Genomic DNA, 22,030 nt, shown 5'->3' with positions numbered 1-22,030 from the left:
TTTTACCCCTCACCGGAGCTATTCCGGGAGTTGTTATTGACGGCTGATGAGGAAGGGTCGGATTTTGTAGAGATCGGCATCCCCTTTTCCGATCCTCTTGCTGATGGAAAGATGATCCAGCACTCAAGCCACTGGTCATTGGAGAGGGGTTTTTCCCTTCCCAGGTTGTTGGAGGAGGTCGCTCGAATAAAGGAGGAGGTCAATACCTCGCTGATCTTGATGTCTTACCTCAACCTGATCGTAGCAAGGGGGATAGGGAAGTTCGGAAGGGAGCTTAAGGAGGCGGGGGTTGATGGGGTGATCGTTCCAGACCTACCGCTGGAGGAGAGCTTTCCCCTGAAGGAGGTTCTCTCCGCTAATGGGATAGATTTGATATATCTCGTCGCTCCCACCACCTCCGAGGAAAGGATTAGAAGGATCGGAGACCAATCTTCCGGATTCATCTATCTCGTCTCCCTTACCGGGGTGACCGGGGTGAGGGATAAGCTTCCTCAAGATTTGGTTTCCTATGTGGAAAGGGTGAGGAAGGCTACCCCCAAGCCGATCTGCGTTGGCTTTGGCATATCGAACGCCGAGCAGGCAAAGAGGGTGACGGAATTAGCCGATGGGGTGATAGTAGGGAGTGCCATCGTTAGCCTAATAAAGGGAAGAGAAGAGGAAAAGGAGGTTCTTCAAGCAATAAGAGCTTTTTTGAAGAGCTTAAGGAGGGTAATATGAACAATAACGAGGAGAAAGGTGTCTGGGTGAGAGGTATAAGGGGTGCTATTAAGATAGAGCGGAATAATAGAGAATGCATTCTAAAAGCGGTTAAGCAACTTTTAGAGAGTATAGTTTTAAAGAATAATTTAGAGAAGGAAAACATTATAAGCGTCTTCTTTACCGTTACCAAAGATATTAACGCCGAGTTTCCCGCTTATGCTTTGAGGGAGATGGGCTGGAAATATGTTCCTGCCTTATGTGCTCGGGAGATCGATGTACCGCGTAGTATGGAGAGAGTAATAAGGGTTTTACTTCATGCCTATGTGGATAAAAGGCAGGATGAAGTAAGGCATCAATACTTAGGAGAAGCGGTCAATCTTAGGCCCGATTTGAAGGGGGGAGGGTGAGATGGTAATAATAATGAGGAAAGACGCCTCCCTTAAGGATATCTCAAAGGTCCTAAAGGAGGTGAAGAAGCTGGGCTTCAAAGCCCACCTCCTTAAGGGGGAGGAAAAGACGGTAATTGGAGTGGTGGGGAATGGAAAGGAGATCCCCCACGATTATTTTGCCGCCTTTGAGGGGGTGGAACGGGTAGTTCCCCTTCTCAAGCCCTTTAAATTGACGAGCAGGGAGTTCAACCCCGAAAAAAGCGTGGTGAGGATAAACGGTATCAGCATTGGAGGTGATGAGGTCATCATTATGGCTGGTCCCTGTGCAGTGGAAAGCAGGGATCAGATAATGGAGACAGCCTATGCGGTGAAGGAGGCGGGCGCCAGGATCTTAAGGGGAGGCGCTTTCAAACCACGCACCTCGCCCTACAGCTTCCAGGGATTGAAGGAAAAGGGGCTTGAGCTACTTTCAGAGGTGAAGGAGAAGGTGGGTCTTTCCATCGTGACTGAGGTTATGTCGCCGGAGCTCGTTCCGGTGGTGGGGGAGGTGGCGGATATCCTTCAGATTGGAGCGAGGAATATGCAGAATTACGCTCTCCTCGAGGCAGTGGGAAGGTATGATAAACCAGTTCTATTGAAGCGGGGGATGATGTCAACCCTCGAGGAGCTGTTGATGGCGGCTGAGTATATCCTCTCTAACGGTAATCCACAGGTTATATTGTGCGAAAGGGGGATCAGAACCTTTGAAAAATATACCAGAAACACCTTGGACATCACTGCCGTCCCTCTGTTGAACGAGCTCTCGCACCTCCCGGTATGTGTTGATCCCAGTCATAGTACCGGAAAGAGATCGCTTATTTCTGCTGTCTCTAAAGCGGCGGTAGCCGCAGGGGCAGATGCCCTCCTCATCGAGGTACACCCAGAACCGGAAAAGGCTCTAAGCGATGGGGCTCAGAGCCTTAACCTAAAGGAGTTTGCCCAATTAATGGAAGAACTTAAGCCTGTTGCAGATGCGGTCAATAGGAGGATTTGATGGAGTCCGACTTTAGCGACTTTAGGGACATTGTGATAGCCATTGTGGGGCTGGGCCAAATTGGTGGTTCATTTGCCTTGGCTTTAAGGGAGAGTAAGATAGGAAAAAGGATAATCGGAGTGGACAGGAAGGAGGTCGTTTCTGAACCAGGGATAGAAGAGCTGGTGGATGAGGCTACATCCCGGCTTTCTTCTGCAATTGAGGAAGCGGATTTTATCTTCCTTTCTACCCCGGTCCTTACCATTCTCGATCTAATTCCGAGGATCACAAAGTATATGAAGCCCGGAGCAATCCTGTTAGATTCTGGAAGCACAAAGAAGGCGATAACCCTTATGATGCAGAAGCATTCCGATCGTATTCTGATAGGAGGGCATCCAATGGCGGGAACAGAGAAGGCGGGCTACAAAGCGGCATCTCCCTTTCTATTCCGGAATAGGGTCTTTGCCACCATTTTTCCCACCAGCAAGAGTTATATCGGGAGGGGCTTTGTCTTCGGCATTTTGGAGAAGATTGGGGCGATCCCCTTGGAGATAGATGCGGAGAGGCATGACCTCATCGTCTCTCTTACCAGTCATCTGCCGTATGTCTTATCGCTTGCCCTATCTTTTTTGGCTAACGGTTTCCTCAAAAAGGATCCTTTGGTGGATAATTTCATCGCTGGTGGATTCTTGGGGGCTACCAGACTTTCTCTAACCGAAGAGGAGGTAGGGACAGGCATTTTAAGGACCAACCACCACCAGATAGTCAAGATGATCGATGCTTTCCAGGAGAAGCTGAGCAAGGTGAAATGGTTGATAGAGGAAGCCGATCAGGAGAAGGTTATGGCTTTTCTATCTCAGATGAGAGGTTTCCGTTCTGCCGTAGGAAGGGGTTATGATGGCTGTTGTTAGGAAGGGAAGGGGCTTCAAAGGCGAGATTAAGATCCCAGGGGATAAGTCCATCTCCCATCGGGCTCTTCTCATCGCCTCGCTCGCCTCGGGAAGGACGGAGATTGAAAACCTCCTCCCCGCTAAAGATTGCCTCGCTACCGTCTCCTGTCTGAGGAAGATGGGCGTTGAGATCGAAATGAGCGGAGGCAGGGTAAAGGTGGAGGGAAAAGGACTCTTTGGCTTTGAGGAGCCAAGGGAGGTCCTCGATGCGGAGAACTCGGGGACCACTGCCCGTCTTTTATTGGGCATACTCGTGGGCCAAGGTTTTTTCTCCGTGCTCACCGGAGATTCCTCCCTCAGAAAAAGACCGATGGGGAGAGTGGTCGACCCCTTAAGAAGGATGGGGGCTCAGATTGACGGAAGGGAGGGTGGGGATAAACTCCCTTTGGGGATTAGAGGAGGAGACTTGAAGGGGGTAAGATATAGACTTCTCCTTCCCAGTGCTCAGGTAAAATCCGCTTTGATCCTGGCAGGGCTTTTAAGTGATGGAATGACCGAGATCGAAGAGCCGATCCCTTCCCGTGACCATACGGAGAGGATGCTTAAATACTTTGGGGCAGATATTGAGAGAAGGAACGAGGTGATCTCCGTCTTGGGGGAAAGGGGTTTTTCCGCTCAGAGGGTAGTTGTTCCCGGTGATTTTTCGTCCGCCTCCTTCTTTATTACCGCAGCCCTCCTGGTTGAGGGTTCCGAGATTGTCCTTCCTGATGTCGGGGTCAACCCTACCAGGATCGGCTTTCTCAAGGTGGTGGAGAGGATGGGAGCCAGGATAGCCCTGAGCGAAGAGAGGACCGTTTCCGGTGAGCCTGTTGCCACCATTTCTGTCTCAACAAGTCCCCTCCGGGGAGTGAAGATAGAAAAAGAGGAGGTCCCCACTCTGATAGATGAGATCCCCCTGGTTGCTCTTTTGGCGACGCAGGCTAAGGGGAGGACGGTGATTTCCGGGGCTTCTGAACTGAGGGTTAAGGAAAGCGATAGGCTTAGTGCCCTTGTCTTTAATTTGAGGAGAATGGGGGTGGAGTTGGAGGAGAGGGAGGATGGGCTTATCGTCGAAGGACCTCAGAGGCTCAACGGTGGTTCTGTTCGGAGCTTTGGCGATCACCGGATAGCTATGACCTTAGCTATCGGAGGGTTAATCGCCGAGGGTGAAACGGAGATCGAGGGGTTTGAATGTTATAAGATCTCCTTCCCCAATTTTTACTCCCTCTTAAAGGGATGGGAAGATGGCTGAGAGGATGCTATTTGGCCTTTTAGGAAGGGGTTTATCCCATAGCTTTTCCCCGTTGATCTTCAACCACTATTTTGAAAAGCTGGGGATCGACTCTCTCTATCTCCCATTTTCGGTATCCCCTGAAGCTCTTCCCAGGTTCTTAGAGGATATCAGGAATTCCTCTTTGGTGGGTTTCAATGTAACCATCCCTCACAAGGAGCGAATTATCCCCTATCTTTCCCAATTGGATGAGGAAGCTTCCAAGATAGGTTCGATAAATGTCGTTCATAACCTGGATGGGAGGTTCAAAGGCTATAATACGGATCACATCGGATTTACCAGAGCTTTGGAGAAATATGACACTTCAAAGATAAGTTGTGCGGTGATCCTTGGTGCCGGCGGGGCTGCTAAGGCGGTCATCTATTCTCTTTATAAATTGGGGATTAAGGAGATCATCTTCTTCTCCCGAAGCGAGAAAAGGATAGAAGAGGTCCTGAGCAATTTCTCCTTTATTATTTCGAATTTGAAGGGGCATTTATGGAATGCCGAAAGGATAAAGGAGAAAGCTAAAAGAGCCGATTTGCTCGTTAATGCCACCCCCTTAGGGATGAAGCCATTCGAAAAGGATTCTCCTTTGGAGATGGATTTTTCCTTAATGGAGAGTTTTATAGTTTTCGACCTGATCTACAATCCCAGGATTACCAGGTTCCTGAAATCGGCTAAGGAGAAGGGGGCGATAATCGAAAATGGACTGGCTATGTTGCTCTATCAAGCACTTGAGAGCTTAAAGATATGGTTAGGGGAAGGGATCGACGAGGATTTCTTCATAAAAACTTGTGAGGAGGTTTTAAATGCTTCGCTTTCTGACTGCCGGTGAGTCCCATGGAAGGGCGCTGGTGGGGATAATAGAGGGGATGGTCGCTGGAGTGAGGATCAGCAAGGAGGAGATAGACAGGGAGCTTAAGCTGAGAAAGAGGGCTTGGGGCAGAGGAAAGAGGGCATCCTTTGAGGAGGACAGGGTGGAGATCCTCTCAGGCGTAATAGAGGGGTTAACTATTGGTTCCCCTATCTCCCTTATGATAAGGAATAGAGAAAAAAAACTTGATACCGGGACGGTCCCGAGGCCGGGGCATGCCGATTTGCCGGGGGTGATCAAATACGGGTTTAAGAACATCCACTTGGTAGCGGAGAGGGCAAGTGCCCGGGAGACGGCGATGAGGGTAGCGATCGGCTCCATTGCCAAGCAATTCCTTCTCAATTTCGGGATAGAGTTTTTTTCCCATACCTTGGCGATCGGTGGGGTAGAAGCGGAGGTCGAGCTCGATGATTTTACTTCGGAGACGAGGAAGGCGAGGGATGGGTCCGATCTCTTCTGTCTCGATAACGAGGCTACATCAAAGATAAAGGAGAGGATTGGGGAAGCTGAGGAGGAAGGTGATACATTAGGAGGAGTGTGTGAGGTTTTGGCAAAGGGACTTCCTCCGGGGATCGGTTCCTATGTCCATTACGATAGAAGACTGGACTGCCGTTTGGTAGGAGCGTTGATGAGCATCCCTTCGGTTAAGGCGGTGGAGATAGGGGAGGGGATTTTGGGGAGCAGGGTATCCGGTTCCCAATTCCACGATGCCCTTTATTACGAAGAGGGGATGAGGAGGCGAACGAACAATGCCGGAGGGATAGAAGGAGGCGTCTCAAATGGCGAGATGATCCGGCTGAGGCTTTTTGTCAAGCCCATTCCAACCTTGAGAAAAGGGATTTCTTCCTTCGATATGGTAACGAAAGAAGAGACAAAAGCTCCCTACATCAGGAGCGATACCTGTGTCGTTCCCTCAGTAGGGATTATAGGGGAGGCGGTAGTTGCTTGGGAGATAGCTTGTTTGTTCTTGGAAAAATTTGGGGGAGACAGTTTATCCGAACTGAGGGATAACTATAACAACTTTCTCAAGAAACGCCTTAATGACCTCTGAGGCGGTGGGATGAACATCGTTATTACTGGAATGATGGGTGTGGGTAAGACCACGGTGGGAAGGGAGCTTGCGCAGAGATTGAGCCTTCGATTTTTGGATTTGGATAGCTATATCGAGGAGATGATTGGTTTAGAGATACCTGATATCTTTGCCAGATACGGGGAGTCTCGTTTTCGGGAACTGGAGCAAGAGGCTTGCAGAAGGGTAGCTAAGGAGAAGGATTTAATCATCGCTACCGGAGGGGGGACACTACTCGACAGGGAAAATTTAAATCTGCTTTCTTCCTCAGGTATAGTTATAACCCTCCTTTCCTCACCTGAGGAAGCTTTAAGGAGGCTTCGCTCGGAATACCTCAACCGTCCACTTTTGACACCCGATCCGGAGGACAACTTCATCAAGCTCTACCGGGAAAGGGAGCCTCATTACTTGAGGCTTCCCAACAGGATCGACACCACCAACTTATCCCCGGTTAAGGTAGTGGAAGAGATATTGAAAATACTGAAGGGAGAGGAGAAGGTTTTGGAGATAACCCTTGAGGGGAAGAGATCACCTGTTCTAATAAGGAGGGGGGCTATCGAGGATGTCGGTCTTTATATAGAGGATATCCTTAAAGAGAAGAGGGTTTTTATCTTATCTGATGAGACGGTTTTCCCTGTCTACGAAAAGAAGCTTCTTAATGGGCTGAAGAGAGTAAATATTGATCACTCTGTTTTCCTCATCCCCCCTGGAGAGAGGGAAAAGAATTTGGAGACGGCGGAGAAGCTGTACTCTTGGTTAATAAAGGAAAAGGCGAACCGTTCTTCTCTCCTTATCGCCTTTGGGGGAGGGGTGATAACCGATCTCGGCGGTTATGTGGCATCCACCTTTCATCGGGGGATTAACCTGGTCAATGTACCCACCACCTTGCTCGCTCAAATCGATGCCGGCATCGGGGGTAAGAATGGGGTTAACCTCGGTGAGGCGAAGAATCAAATCGGCACCTTTTACTTCCCCGGATTGGTACTGATTGATCCCCTGCTCCTCATTTCTTTAGATCCCTCCAATATGAGGGAAGGTATGATCGAGGCACTAAAAGCGGGTGTTATCGGAGATGAGGGGCTTTTTGAGCTTATAAGGAGAGAGTACGAAAGGGTTTTGCTAAAGGATTTTGGACTACTTGAGGAGCTAATAATTAGGGCAGTAAGGGTTAAGGTGGATATCGTCAGCAGAGACCCCTTTGAGAAAAATGAGCGGAGGGTTTTGAATTTGGGCCATACCTTTGGCCACGCCTTGGAGGGTTATTCCGATTATGAGATCTCTCATGGTCAAGCGGTGGGGTTGGGGATGATCTCTGCTGCTAAATTGGGAATGATACTCGGTGTGACGCAAGAGGGGGTTCTTGTGGAGCTAAAGAAGGTCCTTAAGGGGATGGGGGTACCTACCTATTTGAGGGATGGTGATCCAGCTGAGATCGTCTCGATTATGGAGTACGATAAGAAGAGAAGAGGAAAGAAGCTCTCCTTCATCATTCCCAAAAGGATCGGTAAGGTGGTAATAATGGAGGATGTGGGGAGGGAGGATATCATTGAATCTTTAAAGGAAATATCAAATGGGTAAGAAGATATTGTTTATCAATGGACCGAATTTAAACCTTTTGGGGGAAAGGGAAACCGACATCTATGGCACACTTACCCTTTCCGAGATTGAATCGCGGATAAGGGCTTTCGCCTCTGAGCAGGGAGCTGAGGTAGAGTGGTTCCAGTCCAATTCAGAAGGGGAGATAATAGAGAGAATACATCAAGCGAAAGGAGTATTTGATGGGATGGTGATCAATCCTGCTGCCCTCAGTTATACCTCTTACTCCATTCTGGACGCGATAAGGGCGATCGCCATTCCCACCGTCGAGGTTCATCTATCCAACATTTTCGCCAGGGAGGATTTTCGCTGGAAGACAGTTACCGCTTCTTCCTGTCTTGGAGTTATTACTGGTCTTGGGTGGAGGGTTTACCTTTACGCCCTGATGTATTTGTTATCTTTAGGGGGAAAAGGATAACCCCCTCTTTTGGGATGTAGCCGAGAGAAGGTAGAAAGGAGCGGAGCTTGCGAACTGAATTATTGACAAGGGGAAAAAGAGGGCTTAAAATTAAAAACTGGAGATAGAAGATAGTTGAGGATAGAGGGGGCGCCTGTAGCTCAGGAGGATAGAGCAAGGGATTCCTAATCCCTGTGTCGCGAGTTCGAGTCTCGCCAGGCGCTCCATTTTATTTTTAATCTTTAAAAAGGCGGGGAAAGATGAGTCCAAAAAGGAGATTTACTAGAAAAGAGATCAAGAAAGAGGACGAGTTCGTCTCAACTATAGACCGGATTTATGATTTTCTTGTTCCCTTGGTCATCAAGTATAAGAGGTGGATTACCATAGGGGTGGTTATAGCGGTAGGGGTTACTCTCTTTCTTACCGGTTGGCATTATTATCGAAGGAGTATGGAGGAGAAGGCGCAGGCGATGCTCTTTCTTCCTATAAAGATTTATCACCTGCCGGTAGGTGCTGAGGCGAAGGACTTCCGGATGCGTAGCGATCTCCCAAGATTTTCCACCCTTCCTGAGAAGTTTCAATATGTATTGGATGAGCTGGGCAAGGTAATCGAGAAATACCCCAGCTCCGATGCTGCTGCTCAGGCGAGGTATTATCAAGCGCTTTGTTATTTCCGGATGGGCAAGGTTGAATTAGCCATTAAGAAATTGAAGGAGACGCTCAATTCCAGCCCGCCAAAGTCGGTGGCAATCCTTGCCTCATATACCTTGGGGGAGATATATGAAGGGGTAGGAAAGAATAAAGAGGCGATAGTGTATTACCAACGAGTTTTGAACAAGGGGAAGGAGATCATTCCCGAAGATGAGGCTCTGTGGAGGATCGCCTCTTGTTATATCAACGAAGGAAAGGGAGAGAAAGCCCTTCCTTTATTGCAACGAATAATAGAGAAGTTCCCCAATTCCCCCCATCGTGATGAGGCAGAAAAGGAGGCAAATTACATATCCCCGCAGGCGTCTCTTGCTCGAGAAAATTCTTGATTTTTTGAGAGAAATAGGCTAAAACCAAATCGAGCCACAGTATTTGTCCCCTTGATGATAGGGGAAGAAGGTTGAGGTATAGATGTATTCAAATTAAAGTGAAGGAGGGTTAAATGGCGGCAAAAGAATTCAAGCCCTATGTGCCGGCAGAAACCAGCCTCCGGGAGTTCACCTTCAAGGCTGTTTTTGTGGGAATGATAATGTCAATAGTCCTCGGAGCGGCTAATGCCTATCTCGGGCTTAAAGCGGGGATGACGGTAGCGGCAACCTTCCCTGCAGCGGTGATCGCGATGGCTGCCCTGAGGCCCTTTAAGGGCACAATCCTTGAGGAGAACATCTGCCGGACTACAGCTGCAGTAGGAGAGGCGTTGGTCGCTGGGGCTATCTTCACCATTCCCGCGTTCCTTCTCGCCGGGGTTTGGACCACCCTTAAATATTGGGAGAGCACTGCGCTGATGCTTATTGGTGGGGTCCTTGGGGTCCTCTTCGTTATATTCTTAAGGAGGATATTGATTGAGGATACCACTCTTCCTTTCCCAGAGAGTGTGGCTTGTGCCGAGATTGTAAAGGCAGGGCAGAAGGGACAGACCGGTGCGAGTTATGTCTTTGGTGCTCTGGGGCTTGCTGCTTTGATCGAGTTCTTCAAGAACTCGAGTGGCGTTCAGCTCTTTAGAGAATCCGTTGGCTACTTCTTCAAATTCTCCAAATCAAAGATCCAAATGTTGACTGGCGGAGGAGCTCCCTTAGGAAAAGCTGGAGCTTATGGAGGTGGCGTATTTTTACGCACACCAGCCGCTTCCCCGGCTCTGATTGGAGTGGGTTATATCATCGGACCGCGCCTTGCCTCGATCGTCTTTTCTGGTGGTGTGCTCGGCTGGCTTCTCCTTGTTCCTCTCCTTATGTTCATTGACCGAAATCTCACCGGATTGCTCAACTATCCCTTAAGGGGAGATGTGGGTTATGTTCCCACGGGGTTGGTCGATATCGCCAATTCGGTTTGGTTCTCTCAGGTTAGGCCACTGGCGGTAGGAGCGATGCTTGTTGGCGCCTTCTACACCTTGTTCACGATGAGGAAGTCGTTAACCGCAGGGATTGCTCGCGCCATAAGGGATATGAGAAAGGTGAGGGCAGGTGAGGTATCAGAGGTTTCACGGCTGGAAAAGGACCTTCCCTATAACTGGGTTGTTTTCTTCATCATCGCTTTGGTCATCCCTATTGGGTTCATCTATTATCACTTCTGCCAGAGTGTTGGAGGAGCGATTGTCGCCGCTATCGTTATGACCATCGCTGGGTTCCTTTTTGCTGCGGTAGCGGGATACCTCGTTGGTTTAATTGGGAGTTCGAACAACCCCATCTCCGGGCTCACCCTTTCTACCCTGATCGTAGCTGCTCTTCTAATGGTTCTTATCGGAGTTAAGGGTTCTCTCGGGATAGCGGCAGTGCTTGGTGTTGCTGCCGTTGTCTGTTGTTCTTCTGGTGTTGCTGGAGACATTATGCAGGACCTCAAGGTAGGGCATATCTTAGGTGGTACCCCCTGGAAGATGGAGATCGGGGTTATCCTCGGGGTTATTGCAGCAGCGCTGGTTATGGTTGTTCCCTTGAATATTCTTCACCAGGGTACGCCAGGGGGGATAGGTGGGCCAGAACTTCCTGCTCCTCAGGCAGGGTTGATGGCGATGCTTTCTAAAGGCATTGTTGGCGGTGAGATGGCTTGGCCCCTCGTCTTTGTGGGGATGGTACTTTCCATCGGGTTAATATTGATCAAGGCTCCCTCTCCAATGCTCATCGCTGTTGGTATGTATCTTCCCTTCCAGACCACGGCGGCGATATTTGTTGGTGGTATTATCAAGTACATCGTCCAGGTAATGGAAGAGAAGAGAGGACTTTCTGCCGAAGCCAAGGAGAGAGTGGATAATACTGGTATCCTTCTTGCCTCTGGTTTCATTGCTGGAGAAGCACTTACCGGGATAGTGATTGCCGCTTTGGTGGTTGCTGGTATAGAGTTACCCTCGATAAGTACCGCTGCTTGGCCCGGGCTCATTGTGTTTGGTCTCCTCGCGTATCTCTTAACCAGCATTCCCCTTAAAAGGGCAGAGGGTGAGTGAGATAAACCTTCTCGATCTTAAACCGGTTCGCTCCTGCGAATGGGAGGGTGATGGGGAATGCGTTTCCCTCGTTATTCCCCGGTTCCGTTTCCCCTTGCTTAGAAAGTGGCTTCTCCCCCGGTTGAAGAACCCGTACTACCGGGTGAAGTTGGATGTTATAGGAACCCTGGTGTGGAAGGCATGTGATGGCAAAACAACGGTAAGGGAGATAGCCGAAAGACTTCGCTCCCATTTTGGGGAGAGGGTAGAGCCGGTTTACGATCGGTTGAGCTTCTTCCTTTCCCAACTTGAGCGAGGTGGGTTTATCTCTTATCCCGAGGTTAGAGAGATGGCAAGAAGAAAGTGAAGCATTAGCTTTTACTCAGTCTTGGGAGGGAGGTATCTTCCCTCCTTAATTTTTTTATAAAAAGAAAAAAGGAGGGAGGATGAAGGGAGAGGATCGGCCGGCCGGCTTCTTTTCCTCCGACCGGCCGATATTCATCGGTAGGAGGGATTCGTTTTAGCCACAGCTGCTTCATTTATAAATCTATTTTCCAGTTTAGACTGTAAGATAACTTACGCAATAACAAACTTTCTCCCCCGATTTTCTGAGAAGGAAAAAGATTTTTTCCTCTTGACTTTTTTCTTTTTTGAGTTTAAATATTTACAATTGAATAGTCGTTTTTTTGACTGAACAGTCAGTCAAAAAGAGGTGACTATGGCAAATAAAAACGGTGAAGAGAGATTAACCAAAAAGGAGATAATTCAGCGATTTCGTCGCCGGGAAATACTTCGAGCAGCGCGTGAGGTTTTTGCGGAGAGCGGGTTCGAGGATACGACGATGGACAAAATCGCTGAGCGAGCCGGTATTTCAAAGGGTACCCTTTATCTTTACTTCAAGAGCAAAGGCGATCTTCTCATCCAGGCGATAGCTGAGATAATAAACACCGTTTATGAGATGGCGGAGCGGGTTTTGAAGGCGGATGTGTCCCCGCTTGAGAAGGTAAAACTTTGGATCAGCGAGACAATGAATTATTTTGAGCAGAACAGGCCTTTTTTTAGGGTGCTTCAGAACATCAGTGGGAAGGTTCATATCGAGAGTATGGAGGGGGAGATAAAGAAGTTGATGCGCCGTCCTATTGAGGTCTATGCCCTGGTGGGAAAGATATTAGAGGATGGCGTTAAGGAGGGGAAATTGGTAGATGTTCCCCCTACCAGGTTGGGGACGGTGTTGACCAAGATTATAGAGGGCGTCCTTATTTGTCGGATGAATGATAAAGAGGTGAGACCAATATCTGAGGATATAGAGTTGATTTATCAAGCCTTTATAAATGGAGTAGGAAGAAAGGAGATGGAATAATGCTCACAAAGAGGTTTTTACTGTTTGCCTCGGTGTTTCTTATAGTGTTTTTTACCCTTTCCGCTTATTCTGACGAAGTACCAACCTACAGCTTAGATGATGTTTATCGAATAACTCTCAAAAGGAACGATGATCTAAAACTGGCAACGGAGTCCTTGAAACAGTCGGATAGTACCGTTAAGAAAGCGGCGGCTCTTCTTCTTCCCAAGCTTATTTTTAACTATCAAGCTACCCACTATGATCGCCAGGTAACCTTCAATATGGGAGGGATGGCGATCAATATATTTCCCCAGAACGCCTACAATCTCACCCTCACCCTAATTCAGCCGATCTACAGCGGAGGAAGGAACATCGGGATATACAAGCAGGCGAAGCTCTCGAAGGAACTGGCTAAAAACTCTGTTGCTCTCGCCAAGCAGAATGTGCTCCTCGGGGTTACTGCTGCCTATTATCAAGTGATAAAGGCGCAGCAAAACCTTGAGATAACGCGGAAGACGCTGGAACTCGCCCGCCATGAACTCAAGATAGCTCGCGCCCGATATAAAGTGGGAGAGGTTACGGTTACCGCTGTTCTTCAAGCGGAAATGTCCTTAAAGAATGCGGAGCGGGAGCTGGTTCAGCGAGAGAATGAGCTTGAGATAGCGAAGGAGAGGTTCCGCCTTCTTACTGGGATAAAGGGAGATTTTAAACTCGCAGAGCCGAGGGAGCCGAAACCTCCACAAGGCAGTTTTGACGATCTTATCACCAAGGGGCTCAGGGAGAGGATAGAGATGAGGATGAACGAACTCGAGCTCAAGGTGGCGAGGGAGGAGTTGGCTAAAGCTCGGGGCAGATTTCTTCCCTCCGTTTCTGCCCAGGCAATGCTTTTGAGGCAGAGCGCCAACTTTCCCGCTAAACAGTATGCGAGTATCTCCCTTTCTTTCAGCCTCCCCATATTTGATGGTGGGGTTGGCTTTGCCGAGCTCAAGGAGGCGAAGTCCAAGGAGCAGCAGGCGCTTATAAATAGGGACAAGTTAATAAAGGAGATAAAGCTCCAGATCAATCAAGCTTACCTTAATCTTAAGACGGTAACTGCTGCTTTGGAAACCTTGAGGAAGCAGGTGGAACTTGCTAAGAAGAACTATGAACTCGTTTCCCGTTTCTTCGCCGTAGGTGAGGCGACAAGCTTGGAGTTATCACAGGCGCTTATCGCCTATGATAGCGCCCAGAAAGCGCTTGCAAGTCTCAAGTATGATAGGTATTTAGCTATTCAAAATCTTGAGAAAAGCATCGGAACCTTTGCGTCCGAATTTATCTTTAAGGAGGATGATAAATGAAGAAGTCTAAGTTAACCATAGGGGCGTTATTCCTGCTGGTGTTCTCGATCTTCTTTCTGAGTTGTAGTAAGGACAATAACGCCTCCCTGAAGGGAGGTGAGGCTATTCCGGTACCAGTGAAAGTGGTTTCCCTTACCCGGGGGAAGCTGGTTGATTCCATCTCCTCGACAGGTTCCCTTGAGGGGAGCGAGAAATCTGCCATCAGCCCCAAGATCTCGGGGATTATCAAAGAGGTGTTGGTCAAGGAAGGGGATATAGTGAAGAAGGGCGATGTCCTTGCTCGGTTCAATGATGAAGATTTCAGGATCCAGGTAAGGCAAGCGGAAGCGGCGCTCGCCCAGGCGAAGGCAAATTTCGAAAACGCCAAGCTGGAGCTAAAGAGAAAGGAGGAGCTCTTCAAGGAGAAGGCTATTCCTCAAGGGATCTACGATAGTTTTAAGGCTCGCTATGAGATGGCGAAGGCTCAACTCGAGGGAGCAAAAGCGGCTCTCGCTTTGGCTAAACAGTACCTCTCTGATACCGTGGTGAGGGCACCGATATCGGGTGTTGTCGACTACCGGGGGATAGAGCCCGGTGAGTACTATATGACGATGCGGGGGACGCCGATATTCCGGATAGTGGCAGCGGACCCGATAAAGATAACCTTCTCCCTGCCCGAAAAATATGCCGGAAAAGCTAAGGTGGGGCAGAAGGTGGTGATAAAGGTAGATGCCTTCCCCAAGGAGAGTTTTACGGGAAGAGTAAGTGTGGTAAACCCAAGCGTTGATCCTATAAGCCGTGCCTTTAAAGTGGAGGCGCTTATTCCCAATCCCGGGTATCGGTTGAAACCGGGATTCTTCGCCTCGGTCGAGCTGATCTTCTGGGAGAAGGATGGGGTTTATGTGGTACCGCAGGTGGTGGTGAAAGAGGAGGGTGGTAAGCACTATCTCTTTGTGGTGGAAGATGGGAAGGCGGTAAAACGGGAGGTGGTTTTGGGTGACAGGGCTAATAGTTCGGTTGAGGTGACGAGCGGGGTTAAGGAAGGGGATCTGGTGGTTGTTTCGGGTTATGAAGGGCTCTCCGATGGGAGAGCGGTGGCGATAGTTGAAGGACAATAATCAGCAGGAGGGAAGTTGGCGATGAATATCCCGGAATTCTCGGTTAAAAGACCGGTAACCGTATTGATGATGATCTTGGTGGTGGTGGTATTGGGGGCTATTTCGCTTTCTCGTCTCGGTCTCGATATGCTTCCCGATATCACCTATCCCATCGTCTCGGTAGTAACGAGCTATAGTGGGGTTGCTCCTGCGGATATGGAGACGCTGGTAACCAAGCCGATTGAGGAAGCGGTTAGCATAGTAAAGGGGGTCAAGTCAGTGAAGTCGATGTCCCGGGAAGGGATGTCGATAGTGATGGTTGAGTTTGAATGGGGTACCAACCTCGATTTTGCTGCTCAGGACATCAGGGACAATATAGGGTTGATCCGCGACTTTCTCCCGGAGGATATAAAGGAACCGCTTGTTCTCAAGTTTGATGTCTCCCAAACGCCTATTCTGGCTTACGGTATTACCGGAAACCTTCCCCCTCTTAAGTTAAGGAAATACATTGAGGATACGGTGAAGCCACGGTTGGAACGGCTTGATGGAGTGGCTTCAGTGATGGTTCTGGGGGGAAAGGAGCGGGAGATAAGGATAAGCATAGATCGGAACGCACTTCAAGCACGGAGGATACCCCTTTCCAATGTGGTAAGGGCTCTTGCGATGGAAAACCTGAATTCTCCAGCAGGGCATTTGGTGGAAGGCGATAGGGAAGTCCTTATTAGAACGGTGGGGGAGTTTAAAAACCTCGACGAGATAAGGAATATAATAGTTGCCTACAACAAGAAATCCCCAGTGTATCTTAAGGATATTGCCAAGGTCGAGAATACCTATAAGGAATCTCGGGGTGTTGTGCGGATGAATCGCCAGGAGTCGGTGTTTATGGCGGTAATGAAGGAATCTGGTGCCAACATTGTCAAGGTATCCGATCGGGTAGAAAAGGAGCTGAAGAAGATCAGTAAACAGATACCCTACGAAGTGGAGTTTCATCCAGTTATGAGGATGGCGCGGGTGGTAAAAAGGACATTGGCTTACACCTTAAGCAACGGGATAACCGGAGCTATATTGGCGGTGGTCATAATGTTTCTCTTCCTCGGAAGCTGGCGTCCCACCCTTATCATTGGATTTGCGATTCCTCTTTCCATTATCGTTACCTTCATTGCTATCTACTTCGCCGGGTACACCCTGAATATTATGACCCTCGGTGGATTAGCTCTCGGTGCTGGAATGTTAGTGGACAATGCGGTGGTGGTGATAGAGAGCATCTACCGAAATATGGAGGAGGGAAAGAGGAGGAAGGAAGCGTCAATAGTGGGTGCCTCTCAGGTGGGAATGGCGATAACCGCTTCTACTTTAACCACCATAGCTGTCTTTCTTCCTCTCGTTTATACCAGCGGGATTGCGGGTAGGCTCTCCCGGAGCCTTGCCTTAACCATCGCTTTCGCCCTTTTTGCCTCCCTCTTCGTTGCGCTTACCATTATCCCAATGATGGCGTCCCAGATCATTATTACTGCTCGTGGAGGCGTTGGAAGCAATTTCCAGAGGAGGATTGAAAACTTCTTCTTTGAGCTACGGGATAGGTATAAAAGAGCACTGGATAGAGCTCTTCGCAATAGGAAGAAGGTGCTTTTGGGGGTGTTTGCTCTCTTTGTCCTTGCTATTGGGTTGGGTCCCTTTGTCGGCGCTGAATTTATGCCTCAACAGGATACCCCCCTCTTGTTGCTGAGGATCAAATTGCCTGTAGGGATCTCACTTGACCGTACAGACCAAGTGGTTAAGGAGATTGAGAATATCTTCCTCGACCAGAAGGAGATGGTTACCGTAGGTAGTGTAGTCGGTGTTTCTGAGGCAGGCACGAGTGATGCCGCTTTTGGATTTGCTCCTGCGGGCGTGAATGAGGGAGAGATATTCGCCAGAACTGTCGATCGCGAAGATCGAAAAAGAACCTCGACGGAGATAGCGGAGGCGATAAGGAGAAAGCTCCCCAAGATCGAAGGGGCGAAGATGACGATGGTGGATATGTCAAGCCTAATGATGGGGACGCAGGAGAGCCCGATAGAGGTGAAGGTCTTCGGCAAGGACTTAGGGGTGTTGAAGCGGGTAGCGGATAGGGTAGCGAAGGAGATCTCCGATATCCCCGGTATCAGGGATGTGGATATCACCCTTAAGAGGGGGAAGCCAGAACTTCAGGTGATAGTTGATCGAAAGAAAGCAGCAGATTTAGGGGTGAGCGTAGGTATGGTTGCTCAAACGGTGCAGACCGCGATGCAGGGGAAGGTGGCTACTATATACCGCAAAGGAGGAGAGGAGACGGATGTCAGGGTGAGGTTTGCTGAGCCGTATCGGAAGAGTGTGGAGGACCTCAAGAACCTGGTCCTCGTTTCCCCAATTGGCACCCAATTTACCCTGGATCAGGTAGCTGATTTTCACTATACCTACGGTCCGGTGGAGATAGATCGTGAGAACCAGGAGCGGAAGGTGAGCGTTACCGCCAATGTGGTGGGACGCGACCTCAATAGTGTGATGCGAGATATCATAAAGAGGGTTTCCAAGATAACCCTCCCTGAGGGTTACTTTATCGACTACGGTGGTCAATACGAGCAGCTCAAGGAGATGATCACCAATCTATCCATTGCCTTTGTTCTCGCGCTTCTCCTCGTTTATATGATTATGGCAGCTCAGTTCGAATCGCTGGTTCATCCCTTCGTAGTGATGTTTACTATCCCCCTGGCGTTGATCGGGGTAATATTCTTCCTTTTGATTAGTGGAAAGACCCTTTCCCTTCCTTCATTTATGGGAGTGATAATGCTCGCTGGTATAGCGGTGAACAACGGTATAGTGATGATCGACTATGTGAACCAGTTGAGGAGGAGAGGATTATCTCGGCATGAGGCTATCCTTGAGGGGTGTTCGGTGCGACTTCGTCCTATTCTTATCACCAGTTTTACCACCATTCTTGGGGTGCTCCCAATGGTGCTCTCACGTTCTCAAGGGGCGGAGATGAGATCTCCGATGGCGGTGGCAATTATGGGAGGGCTTCTTGCCTCTACTTTCCTCACCTTATTTGTAATTCCTCTTTTCTACGATCTCTTTGACGGTTGGACCCGGAGAAAGAAGAAGGCGCTTAAAGAGGAAGTGGAGTAAAGCGGAGAGAAGACCTGGAGGATGGCGCTATGCGGCGTTGGCGGAAAGGGATATTGTTATCACTCTTTCTCCTCGCTCTCTTCCTTAGGGTGGATAAGCTCGGAACCTTGGGGTTATCTGAAGATGAAGCAAGGAAGGTGATCGCAATTGAGCAGATCAAGAAAGGAAACCTATCCGCCAACGCCGAACATCCTCTCCTTTTAAAAGCGGCTATAAATGCTTCCTTGGAGGCGGGGAAAAGGGTGAACTTCCTTCTCGGTAGAGATGTGTTTTCTCCGGAGTTTTTGGTGAGGGTTCCTACCGCCTTTCTTGGAGCCCTCACCGTTATTCCCGTCTATCTCCTTGCTGAGGAGCTCTTCGGCTCCTTGATCGGCACCATCTCGGCATACTTCTTTGCGGTGGGAGTATCGGCGATCTCCTTTAACAGGGTAGGAAAGGAGGATACATTTATCGTCTTCTTCTTCACCCTTGCCTGTTATTTCCTTCTTAGAGGAAGAAGAAACATTTCCCCTGTTTTTGAGTACCATCGTGCCGGTGCCTATTTTGGACTCGCCTATGCCTCCAAATACCTCATTCCCTATATCTGGATCCCCCTTTTCTACTACGATATCCTCTATCGCCGGGGAAGCTGGCTGATCGAAAGAAGAACTTGGCTTTCTATTTTCCTTATCGCCGGTATTTTTTTTCTGATCGCCAATCCGTTTATCGTCCACCCAGCGACCTTGAGCTATATCAAGGGTTACTTTCTTCATCAGAGGATCATCCATCGTGGATATTTTATGATGGGAAAGCTCTATCACTCGAAACCGGTCTATACATTTTTCGGAGTTCCCTGGTATTTCTACCTCCTTTTCCTTGGGGTTAAGGTTCCCCTTTCCCTTTTGTTTTTCTTTGCCTTTGGCCTCTTTTACCTTCTTCGAAGGTGGAAAGAAGAGGGAGCTTTGTTCGTTCTCTTTTGGTTCTTCCTCTGGCTCTTTCTTCTCTCTATCTCCGGAGGGAAGTATACCCGGTATGTTTTGGAACTTCTCCCTTCTTTCTACATAATAGCTGCTTCTGGCGCATTCTTCCTCCTTAAATGGATATTTGAGAGAGGAAAAGCCCTCCGCGCCGTACTCACTGTGCTTCTTGGATTGGTATTGCTCCATCCTCTATTGGTTTCGGCAAAGGCTCTTCCTTTCGAGCGTCTCTATCTCAATCAAATGGGAAGGGGGAAGACCCTCTACTACTTTCCCCAGGACGAGCTCTACGGGGCAGGGTTTCGGGAAGCGGTCTCTTACATCGCTCGAAATGGGGAACGGGGAGCCTTCGTCATCTCCGATGCTAATACCGCGCTCCGATATTATCTTAAAAGGTTTAACCGCCCTGATCTTTCCATCCTAAGACTTTGTTCCCTCGATTTAACCCTTGAGAGAGGGAGGGTGTACTACATCATCCTTTACCAGGGCGAACGGTATTTCGAAAACGATCACTACTTCCGTCTCCTTCCCCAGCTCCTGAGGCCGGTTTATACGGTGAAGATAAAGGGCCATCCTGTCGCCTGGGTATTCAAGGTAGCTACCGAGGCTGACTGGAAAAAGGTTGTCCCATTAACGGAGGTTAAGAACCGATGGCGCTCTCCGTTATAGAGCTATCAGAAAAGATAAGGAATCAAAGTAAAAGGAGACTTCTTCTCCTCAGGTTGGGGATTACCGGTGGAATAATTCTCTTTCTCCTTTATAAGATAGATATAGGAAGCTCCTTCCAGCTTCTTTCCTTTACCAAGATTAAACTCTTAGCCCTTTCCCTCTTGGTCTACATCTTTGGGAAAATCCTTTGCACCTATAAATGGAAGATCCTTCTTTCCTCTTTAGGGAAGAAGAGAGATTTCTTTCAACTGGTCAAGTTCTATTTTATCGGGATGTTCTTCAGCCTATTTATGCCTACCAGTATAGGCGGCGATGGGGTTCGGATATATCTCGCCTCATCCCTCGATGATTTTCCTGATGTCACCTCCTCGGTGTTTATGGAGCGAAGCACTGGCTTTTTCGCTCTTTTTGCCATCGCCACTATCGCTTCCTTGATGACTCCACTTGATTTTAACGGTCATCCCTTAGCTATTTTTATCATCCTGACCTTTGTCACCTTCATTGTGCTCTTCTTTATCTTCCTAAAACCCTGGTTTTATAATTTAGCTTCCTCTCTTCTCCGAAGGTGTGGATTTACTACTTTGGCGGATAAGGTTCAGGATATGTGGCAGGTTTTGGGTTTTCTCCTTAAGCGGAAGAAAGTACTCGCTTGGGCAATGGTTTGTTCCTTTATCTTTCAGCTTGCGGTGGTGACGATAAATGTGATCAATGCGAAGGCCCTTGGGATCGAGCTTCCGCTCCGTTACTTTTTTGTTATTATCCCTGTTACTGCGGTGATCGCTTTTCTTCCAATAACGGTAAATGGTTTAGGAATTAGGGAATCCGCCTATGTGATCCTTTTTGCCCAGGTGGGACTTTCCCCTGAAGAGGGACTTTCTTTAGCGGTGCTTTGGCTCCTGGTTCTTATCATATCTGCGCTTCCTGGTGCTGTGTTTTATATCTTGTTTCCGAAAGGAGGTAAAGGAAGTGAAGAAGAGGGTTAACTTGGCACTCTTTTTATTGATGGCATTGTTTCTTCCCTTCTCCTCTCTTTATGGGGGAGAAGAGCTTCCCGCAAAGCTTGCTAAAGCGTATGATCTCTACTATAACTTTCAGTTTGAAGAAGCACTTGCCCTCATCGATTCTTATCTTGCTCAGCATCCTAACGACCTTCGGGGGCTTTTCTTCAAGAACGAGGCTTTATGGTTGATGGCGTTGAACAAGGAGGACGATGAGCTCCTCTATAAGCGATTTATGGAGACAAATAAAGAGACAATCGCGAAGTCCCTCCTTTTGTTAAAGAGAAAAAAGGACGATCCTCTCACCCTCTTTGTCCTTGGAGTGAGTTATAGTCGGCAGGGGATGCTTTTGGGGAAGAAGGGAGATACAAAAAAGGCGATAAGCAAGGTGCTCAAAGGGAGGGACTATCTTGAGAAGTTGATAAAGAAGCATCCCGATTTTTACGATGCCTATACCGCCCTTGGGATCTGTGATTACTTCGTGGCTACCCGCTCTCGGATGGTGCGAGTAATAAGCGCGATGCTTTATCACCTCTATGGGAGTAAGGAACGGGGGAAGAGGAGACTTCGTTTGGCGATGGAGAAGGGGACCTACACCAGAAACGAGGCGAAGTTCTATCTCGCTCTCTTTTTGATGCGGTATGAGAAGGACTATATAAATGCTTACCCTCTCCTCAAGGAGTTGCACGAGCAATACCCGGGGAACCTTATGTATTATGGAGCCCTCGCTTATGCCCTCCGCAGGTTCAGGGAATATGAGAGGGCGGAGAGGGTCTACCGAGAGATAATAGAGAAAGCGGAGAAGGAGGATATCTATAGCGAGGAAGGGTTGAATACCACCCGTTACTTCCTCGCGGAGTGCCTGAGAAAAGAAGGGAAGTATGAAGAGGCAATCTCTATTTTGAAGGGATTCATCGAGAAGAAAGCGAAGAAACCCGACTGGCTTCTTCCCTATGCTTACTTAGATGTGGGAAGATGTCTCGATATGCTTGGAAGAAGGGCGGAGGCGATAAGGTACTATCAAGAGGTGGTTAGACTGCCCGATCGGAGGAAGTCACATAAGAAGGCGATGAGATATCTCAAAAAGCCATTCCGGGAGAGATATCTGGGGGATATCGAATTCGAGCCTCCTTCGGGAGATGATTTATAAGG

Annotated in this window: 19 protein-coding genes and 1 tRNA gene; all 20 read left to right on the top strand. The window is 48.6% G+C overall.

The genetic code is table 11. The features are described from left to right. A partial coding sequence (gene trpA, locus J7L64_06190) for a tryptophan synthase subunit alpha (protein MCD6451931.1) occupies positions 1-717 on the top strand: 717 nt, incomplete at its 5' end. Next, positions 714-1,106: a chorismate mutase gene (gene aroH, locus J7L64_06185; GenBank protein MCD6451930.1), complete on the top strand. Its 393-nt coding sequence runs from the start codon at positions 714-716 to the stop codon at positions 1,104-1,106. The genes trpA and aroH, both read left to right, overlap by 4 nt. Before the next feature lies 1 nt (position 1,107). After that, entirely contained in the window at positions 1,108-2,121 is a 1,014-nt protein-coding gene (gene aroF, locus J7L64_06180) for a 3-deoxy-7-phosphoheptulonate synthase (protein ID MCD6451929.1), read from the top strand. Continuing rightward, positions 2,121-3,011: a prephenate dehydrogenase gene (locus tag J7L64_06175; GenBank protein ID MCD6451928.1), complete on the top strand. Its 891-nt coding sequence runs from the start codon at positions 2,121-2,123 to the stop codon at positions 3,009-3,011. The genes aroF and J7L64_06175 overlap by 1 nt, the downstream gene beginning before the upstream one ends. Then, positions 2,998-4,281 carry a 3-phosphoshikimate 1-carboxyvinyltransferase gene (gene aroA / locus J7L64_06170; GenBank protein MCD6451927.1) on the top strand — a complete coding sequence of 428 codons (1,284 nt, stop codon included), beginning with the start codon at positions 2,998-3,000 and terminating at the stop codon, positions 4,279-4,281. The genes J7L64_06175 and aroA overlap by 14 nt, the downstream gene beginning before the upstream one ends. Next, positions 4,274-5,137 carry a shikimate dehydrogenase gene (gene aroE, locus J7L64_06165; protein ID MCD6451926.1) on the top strand — a complete coding sequence of 288 codons (864 nt, stop codon included), beginning with the start codon at positions 4,274-4,276 and terminating at the stop codon, positions 5,135-5,137. The genes aroA and aroE overlap by 8 nt, the downstream gene beginning before the upstream one ends. Continuing rightward, a complete protein-coding gene (gene aroC, locus J7L64_06160; GenBank protein ID MCD6451925.1) occupies positions 5,112-6,227 on the top strand; it encodes a chorismate synthase in 1,116 nt (371 codons plus the stop codon). Before aroE ends, aroC begins: the two co-directional genes overlap by 26 nt. Positions 6,228-6,236: 9 nt before the next feature. Further along, positions 6,237-7,823, top strand: coding sequence for a 3-dehydroquinate synthase (gene aroB / locus J7L64_06155; protein ID MCD6451924.1), 1,587 nt, complete (start codon positions 6,237-6,239; stop codon positions 7,821-7,823). Further along, complete coding sequence (gene aroQ, locus J7L64_06150; GenBank protein MCD6451923.1) at positions 7,816-8,259, top strand: type II 3-dehydroquinate dehydratase; 444 nt, start codon at positions 7,816-7,818, stop codon at positions 8,257-8,259. Before aroB ends, aroQ begins: the two co-directional genes overlap by 8 nt. A 129-nt stretch (positions 8,260-8,388) precedes the next feature. After that, positions 8,389-8,465 (top strand) — tRNA-Arg (locus J7L64_06145). A gap of 33 nt (positions 8,466-8,498) precedes the next feature. Beyond that, positions 8,499-9,275: a tetratricopeptide repeat protein gene (locus tag J7L64_06140; GenBank protein ID MCD6451922.1), complete on the top strand. Its 777-nt coding sequence runs from the start codon at positions 8,499-8,501 to the stop codon at positions 9,273-9,275. A gap of 113 nt (positions 9,276-9,388) precedes the next feature. Then, entirely contained in the window at positions 9,389-11,380 is a 1,992-nt protein-coding gene (locus J7L64_06135; protein MCD6451921.1) for an oligopeptide transporter, OPT family, read from the top strand. Next, positions 11,373-11,726 carry a PqqD family protein gene (locus J7L64_06130; protein ID MCD6451920.1) on the top strand — a complete coding sequence of 118 codons (354 nt, stop codon included), beginning with the start codon at positions 11,373-11,375 and terminating at the stop codon, positions 11,724-11,726. The genes J7L64_06135 and J7L64_06130 overlap by 8 nt, the downstream gene beginning before the upstream one ends. A gap of 351 nt (positions 11,727-12,077) precedes the next feature. Beyond that, positions 12,078-12,719: a TetR/AcrR family transcriptional regulator gene (locus J7L64_06125; protein ID MCD6451919.1), complete on the top strand. Its 642-nt coding sequence runs from the start codon at positions 12,078-12,080 to the stop codon at positions 12,717-12,719. Continuing rightward, positions 12,719-14,035 (top strand): TolC family protein, encoded by a 1,317-nt coding sequence (locus tag J7L64_06120; protein MCD6451918.1) that lies wholly within the window; start codon positions 12,719-12,721, stop codon positions 14,033-14,035. Before J7L64_06125 ends, J7L64_06120 begins: the two co-directional genes overlap by 1 nt. Beyond that, positions 14,032-15,132 (top strand): efflux RND transporter periplasmic adaptor subunit, encoded by a 1,101-nt coding sequence (locus tag J7L64_06115; GenBank protein ID MCD6451917.1) that lies wholly within the window; start codon positions 14,032-14,034, stop codon positions 15,130-15,132. The genes J7L64_06120 and J7L64_06115 overlap by 4 nt, the downstream gene beginning before the upstream one ends. 21 nt (positions 15,133-15,153) lie before the next feature. Beyond that, positions 15,154-18,255 (top strand): efflux RND transporter permease subunit, encoded by a 3,102-nt coding sequence (locus J7L64_06110; protein ID MCD6451916.1) that lies wholly within the window; start codon positions 15,154-15,156, stop codon positions 18,253-18,255. Between the two features lie 29 nt (positions 18,256-18,284). Beyond that, positions 18,285-19,880, top strand: coding sequence for a glycosyltransferase family 39 protein (locus J7L64_06105; GenBank protein ID MCD6451915.1), 1,596 nt, complete (start codon positions 18,285-18,287; stop codon positions 19,878-19,880). Next, complete coding sequence (locus J7L64_06100) at positions 19,862-20,863, top strand: flippase-like domain-containing protein (GenBank protein MCD6451914.1); 1,002 nt, start codon at positions 19,862-19,864, stop codon at positions 20,861-20,863. The genes J7L64_06105 and J7L64_06100 overlap by 19 nt, the downstream gene beginning before the upstream one ends. Continuing rightward, positions 20,847-22,028: a tetratricopeptide repeat protein gene (locus tag J7L64_06095; protein ID MCD6451913.1), complete on the top strand. Its 1,182-nt coding sequence runs from the start codon at positions 20,847-20,849 to the stop codon at positions 22,026-22,028. The genes J7L64_06100 and J7L64_06095 overlap by 17 nt, the downstream gene beginning before the upstream one ends. Positions 22,029-22,030: the final 2 nt, after the last annotated feature.

This window comes from Acidobacteriota bacterium (assembly GCA_021161905.1).
GTDB lineage: Bacteria > Acidobacteriota > B3-B38 > Guanabaribacteriales > JAGGZT01 > JAGGZT01.
This window is presented reverse-complemented; position numbering and strand designations above follow the sequence as displayed.